The organism is Streptococcus sp. DD10 (assembly GCF_001578805.1).
GTDB lineage: Bacteria > Bacillota > Bacilli > Lactobacillales > Streptococcaceae > Streptococcus.
In genome coordinates this window covers 497,982-503,526 of sequence record NZ_KQ969157.1, presented here as the reverse complement: position 1 = coordinate 503,526, position 5,545 = coordinate 497,982, and the positions used below count along the sequence as shown (strand labels likewise).

At 37.1% G+C, this 5,545-nt stretch carries 7 protein-coding genes and 1 pseudogene; 7 read left to right on the top strand and 1 reads right to left on the bottom strand.

The annotated features are described in order from the left end of the window. Nucleotides 1-33: 33 nt before the first annotated feature. Nucleotides 34-837 carry a peptidylprolyl isomerase gene (locus STRDD10_RS02200; RefSeq protein ID WP_067192739.1) on the bottom strand — a complete coding sequence of 268 codons (804 nt, stop codon included), beginning with the start codon at nt 835-837 and terminating at the stop codon, nt 34-36. Between the two features lie 184 nt (nt 838-1,021). On the opposite strand from STRDD10_RS02200, the gene STRDD10_RS02195 reads away from it, so the two are divergent. The 7 genes and pseudogenes from STRDD10_RS02195 (at nt 1,022) to gloA2 (ending at nt 5,388) form a co-directional block, all read left to right on the top strand. Beyond that, nucleotides 1,022-1,408 (top strand): VOC family protein, encoded by a 387-nt coding sequence (locus tag STRDD10_RS02195; RefSeq protein WP_067192737.1) that lies wholly within the window; start codon nt 1,022-1,024, stop codon nt 1,406-1,408. Continuing rightward, nucleotides 1,409-1,819 carry a VOC family protein gene (locus tag STRDD10_RS02190; RefSeq protein WP_067192736.1) on the top strand — a complete coding sequence of 137 codons (411 nt, stop codon included), beginning with the start codon at nt 1,409-1,411 and terminating at the stop codon, nt 1,817-1,819. A gap of 7 nt (nt 1,820-1,826) precedes the next feature. After that, the gene (locus tag STRDD10_RS02185) at nt 1,827-2,366 is read left to right on the top strand and encodes a hypothetical protein (RefSeq protein ID WP_067192734.1); all 540 of its coding nucleotides are present in this window, start codon (nt 1,827-1,829) and stop codon (nt 2,364-2,366) included. A gap of 39 nt (nt 2,367-2,405) precedes the next feature. Beyond that, on the top strand, nt 2,406-2,588 hold the full coding sequence (locus STRDD10_RS02180) for a PspC domain-containing protein (protein ID WP_067192733.1): 183 nt from the start codon (nt 2,406-2,408) through the stop codon (nt 2,586-2,588). A 60-nt stretch (nt 2,589-2,648) separates the two neighbouring features. Continuing rightward, nucleotides 2,649-2,963 (top strand): hypothetical protein, encoded by a 315-nt coding sequence (locus STRDD10_RS11860; protein WP_082782017.1) that lies wholly within the window; start codon nt 2,649-2,651, stop codon nt 2,961-2,963. 539 nt (nt 2,964-3,502) lie between these two features. Further along, nucleotides 3,503-4,998, top strand: a pseudogene (locus STRDD10_RS11855) (DNA translocase FtsK); the annotation flags it as partial. Between the two features lie 3 nt (nt 4,999-5,001). Next, nucleotides 5,002-5,388: an SMU1112c/YaeR family gloxylase I-like metalloprotein gene (gene gloA2 / locus STRDD10_RS02170; protein WP_067192731.1), complete on the top strand. Its 387-nt coding sequence runs from the start codon at nt 5,002-5,004 to the stop codon at nt 5,386-5,388. Nucleotides 5,389-5,545 lie beyond the last annotated feature (157 nt).

Here is a 5,545-nt window from a genome sequence, read left to right as displayed (position 1 = left end):
TGCAGTTCATCTCAGCCTCTTTTTTAATATATATTAAGAATTAAAATTATAATCTTTTACAATTTCAATAGTGTTAATTTTGATATCAGTACTTGGTTTATCTTGTTCATTTTTATCAGCTTGAGCAATTTTGTCTACAACGTCTAACCCTTCTAAAACTTGTCCAAAAACAGGATGGTAGCCATCTAAACTAGGATTTCCTCCAGCCTTATATGCGTCAATGATTTTTTTAGGATAAACCTGCTCAGATAGTTTAGAGGATTGATCTTCCTTATTTTGGTTGATGAAAAATTGACTACCATTTGTATTATCTTGTCCGGTATTAGCCATAGAGACAGCACCTCGAAGATTGTAGAGATAAGGAGAAATTTCGTTTCTAAATCCAGTTCCACTGTCTTTGCTCGCGTCTTTGTCCTTCCATATGGATTGTCCACCGGTACCATCACCATTTGGATCTCCAGTTTGTACCATGAAACCATCGATAACACGGTGGAAAATTAAGCCGTTGTAATAACCTTCCTTAGCATGAGTTAGGAAATTTTCAACAGCTAAAGGAGCTAGTTTTGGAAAAAGCTTCATGCGAATATCCCCCTCAGTAGTTTTGATGATGACTTCAGCTTCGTCTTTTGTAACTTCTTTTGAGAGTTGTGGGAAAGTGGCATTTTGATTTGTCAGTGCATCTTTTAATGCTTCTTGATATTGGCTAGAAGCTTTTGTTCGTTCTTCTGAAGCGATACTAGCATCAACATAGTCATTGCCTCGGATAGCACGTTGTAAGTCTGTGCAACCAGTAAGAGCAAATCCAGACACTAAAATGAGAGTGATTAATTTTTTCATAAGGTACCTTTCAATATTCTTTATTCCATTGTACCGTAAAATTTAGCTAAATTCAAATTAAGTATATAAAATACTATAATATAATTATGTTTGAGGAAAGTGGTTGTCGGAGATATAAAGTCAAAGTTTTAGGATAAGGGACTTGATTTTGATATAATGAATAGAATAAGAAGGAGGTAGAAAGATGATTCAATCAATTGGACAAGTGATGCTTTATGTAGAGGATATTGATGCTTCAGCAGTTTTTTGGAAGGATAAAATTGGTTTTAAACGTGTTGAGAAGCAAGTTCAAGGAGGACAGGTTTCATATATTGTATCTCCAACAGAATCCAGTGATGTTCAGTTTGTATTACACAATAAGGCTGAAGTTGCCAAATTAAATCCTGGTATGAATTTGGGTACTCCGTCAATCCTAATGAATGCTATTCACTTGGAAGAATTGCAAGAAAAACTAGTGTCAAAGGGTGTACAAGCAAATCCAGTGATAGATATGGGATTTATGAAGGTGTTTAACTTTGCAGATAACGAAGGGAATTATTTCGCAGTAAGAGAAGTGAAGGAGGAGAAATAAGTGGTTAAAAGTATTGAACCATATATTGTAACAGATGGATGTGGCCAAGAAGCAGTGACTTTTTATTGCGAGGCACTAGGGGCAAGGGTACAATCATTGCTTACTTGGGGAGAAATGGATCCTGATTGTCCAGAAGAACGCAAACACTTGTTGTTAAACGCTCAATTAGATGTTGGTGGGATTCGATTGCAAATTTCAGATGAAAACCCTGATTATGAATACCAAGCAGGTCGAAATGTAACAATTGCACTTATTACAAATAGTATAGAAGAAGCTCAAATGTTTTATCGGGGACTAACGATAAACGCAAAGGAAATTTTTTTAGAATTGCAGGAAACTTTTTGGAGCCCTGCCTATGCAAACTTGATTGATCAATTTGGAGTTATGTGGCAGATTTCAACAGAGGAGTAAGAGTGGAATGAATTTTGAAGAAAGGGTAAACAAGTTATACCAAGATTATCCAGTTCAACCCTATATCGCTGTTGATCGAGACTTAGGGGGATGGTTTTTAAAAGGGAAACCAGTCCCAAGAAGAAATATGCTTCCACTAGAAGGAGGTCTGTTAGCTGGTGACATTATCCTTCTATGGAGGATTCAGTTTGGTACTTTTACAACAGAGTCGGTATATCCAAAGTACTTTGAATATACATATGGGATTAACGCTGAAGATAGATTGAGTCATTTGTTAATGAATGATTATGTCATTTTAGACTCCCCTTTTGAGTCTTTAAGACATCTAAATACAACCATCAAAAAAAATATCTTAAAAAGTAAAAATGTAACAGGACTCTCCAAGATGAAATCGGTTGATTTGAATCAGGCTTTGGAAAATTATTTTTCAGAGGAAGAACTAGGCAAACATTTTTCTATTCGAGGATATCGACTAACTGAAAAAGGTCGATTGGCTCTTTTGGATAATCAAGATGTCGTCGATAGGCATCCAAAGAAATCTTTTTAAATTTATGGTATAATAAATAAAAAGTAAAAGGAGTAGGGTATGTCTAAAAAATTAACTAGAGACAGAAATAATAAAGTCATCGCTGGAGTTTGCTCAGGTTTGGCACGCTATTTTGATATCGACCCCGTTATTATACGTGTTTTATGGGGAGTCGCTTTCTTTGCTTATGGTTTAGGGTTCATTCCTTATCTGATTTTTTGGGTTATCGTACCAGAAGATTAAGGAAAACTGGTTGTTTGGCGACCAGTTTTTCTTAATCTTAAGATTTTGAAATGTGGTATAATGAAGATTATGACAAATAAGAAAAATTCTAAAACAAATCGTAAAACGCGAAGACCAACAAAGGCAGAACAAGAGCGTCAAGCTGCTATTAAGCGAATGCTTATCAGCTTGAGTTTAGCAGTTTTACTTATTTTTACTTGCTTACGAATGGGGGCGGTTGGAGTAACCCTTTATAATTTTGTGCGTGTGTTCGTAGGGAGCTTAGCTTATCCAGTTATGGGTTCTATTTTTATTTATCTTTTTTCTTTAAGAAGATTGAAAAACATCCTGGGTGGCTACCTGGTTCAATTAGTATACTGGCTGGTTTGTTGTTGATTATGCAGGCTCTTTTTGTCAATCGCTTAGGATTAACCGGGAATATATTTAGTACTACATTTTCAAGACTTCTAGCAGATATAACCAATCTTAGAGTGAACTATTTTGTTGGAGGAGGGATGATTGGTAGTGCTTTATATGCTCCAATTTCTTTTCTTTTTTCAAATATCGGATCATATTTTATAGGCTTGTTACTGATTGCTACGGGACTTTTAGTTTTAAGCAATTATTCAGTGTATGATATTTTTGAAAAGCTATCTGTACAAATTCGTTTCATTCAGGAAAAAGCTGCTGAAAAAAGAGAATCACGCTTTCTTGAGAAGGAAAGGAGAGAGGCAGAAAAAGCTAGGAAACTTGCAGAGAATAAAGAGTCAAACCAAGTAGTGGAAGAAATTTATGTAGATATGGAGACAGGTGAAGTCTTGGATGATACGAGTTTGAAACCGACTCCTATTTTATTAAATGATGAGGTTGTTGCTGACCTAGAAGATGATGTAGAAGAATTGGAGCCACAGAACGATAGTGAACAGCGTGTTTGGTTAGCAGAAGAAGAGGATGGTTCTTCTGATAATAACGATTTTGAAGTCCAATTTCAACCGCAGAAAGAGAACTTACTGTATCAGTTACCTACAATTGATTTATTTGCGCCTGATAAGCCTAAAAATCAATCAAAAGAAAAAATATTGTTCGTCAGAATATTAAAATATTAGAAGAGACTTTTGCTAGCTTTAATATTAAAGCTACAGTAGAGAGGGCTGAAATTGGACCTTCTGTAACCAAATATGAAGTTAAACCTCCAGTTGGTGTACGAGTGAATCGCATCTCAAACCTGGCTGATGATTTGGCTCTGGCATTAGCTGCTAAAGATGTCCGTATTGAAGCACCTATTCCAGGTAAATCTTTGGTTGGGATTGAAGTGCCGAATTCCGAAATAGCTACTGTTTCTTTTAGAGAACTGTGGGAACAATCCAAAACAAATCCAGACAATCTTTTAGAAATTCCTTTGGGAAAAGCTGTGAATGGAAGTAGTCGATCGTTTGATTTATCAAAAATGCCCCATCTTTTGGTAGCAGGTTCAACTGGTTCTGGTAAGTCAGTTTCTGTAAACGGAATTATTGCTAGTATTCTAATGAAAGCAAGACCAGATCAAGTAAAGTTTATGATGGTGGATCCGAAAATGGTTGAACTTTCTGTTTATAATGATATTCCTCATCTTTTGATACCAGTTGTGACAAATCCTCGTAAGGCAAGTAAGGCTCTTCAAAAGGTAGTAGATGAGATGGAAAATCGCTATGCGCTATTTTCGGCTATTGGAGTACGAAATATTGCTGGTTTTAATGCTAAAGTAGAGGAATTCAACGCACAGTCTAATGAAAAACAAATCCCATTACCTCTTATAGTGGTTATTGTAGATGAGCTTGCCGACCTTATGATGGTGGCAAGCAAAGAGGTAGAAGATGCGATTATTCGTTTAGGACAAAAGGCTCGTGCTGCAGGAATTCATATGATTCTTGCAACACAGCGTCCTTCTGTTGATGTTATCTCCGGTCTCATCAAGGCAAATGTTCCTTCTCGTGTAGCCTTTGCTGTTTCTTCTGGTACGGATTCTAGGACGATTCTCGATGAAAATGGGGCTGAAAAACTTTTAGGTCGAGGTGATATGTTGTTTAAACCTATTGATGAAAATCATCCCATTCGTCTTCAAGGCTCATTTATATCAGATGAAGATGTAGAAAGAATCGTGACCTTTATTAAAAACCAAGCTGATGCAGACTATGATGATAGCTTTGATCCTGGTGAAGTATCAGAGTTAGAGGATGGTAATACTGGTGGGAGTGGTAACGAGGGAGACCCACTATTTAACGAAGCCAGAACATTAGTTGTTGAAACTCAAAAAGCCAGTGCTTCTATGATTCAACGACGATTATCGGTTGGTTTTAACCGAGCTACAAGACTGATGGAAGAACTTGAGGCAGCGGGTGTCATCGGTCCAGCTGAAGGGACTAAACCAAGGAAAGTATTGCAACAGGAGTAGCCTATGAAACTTGATACCGTTCATCACATCGCCATCATTGGGCATGATTATGACAAAACTAAGGATTTTTACGTTGATAAGCTAGGATTTGAGCTGCTGGATGAGCACCATAGACCAGAGAAAAAGGATATTTTGTTCAATGTCCGAAAAGGCAATCTCACTCTGGAAATATTTATCAAGCCAGACGCACCAAAGCGTCCTGTCCTGCCCAATCCTGAGCACACAGGACTGCGCCATCTGGCTTTCAGAGTAGTTGATGTGGAAGCAGTACTGGCAGACTTTGACCAGTTGGGCATCCCTCACACAGAACTTCGCTACGATGACTTCGATGGAAAAAAGATGGCTTTCTTCTTTGACCCAGATGGATTGCCCTTGGAAATTCATGAATAGATTTTGTTGAATAAACAAGTGATTCTAATTATCCATCCACTTGCACTTGATTTTTAGATTGGGATAAAATGGATAATATCGGAAGTCTTGCTCTCGCCCAGCTGAGAAAATATATTTTAAAATACAAATAAAAAACCACTTAAAGTTTGGCACTGCA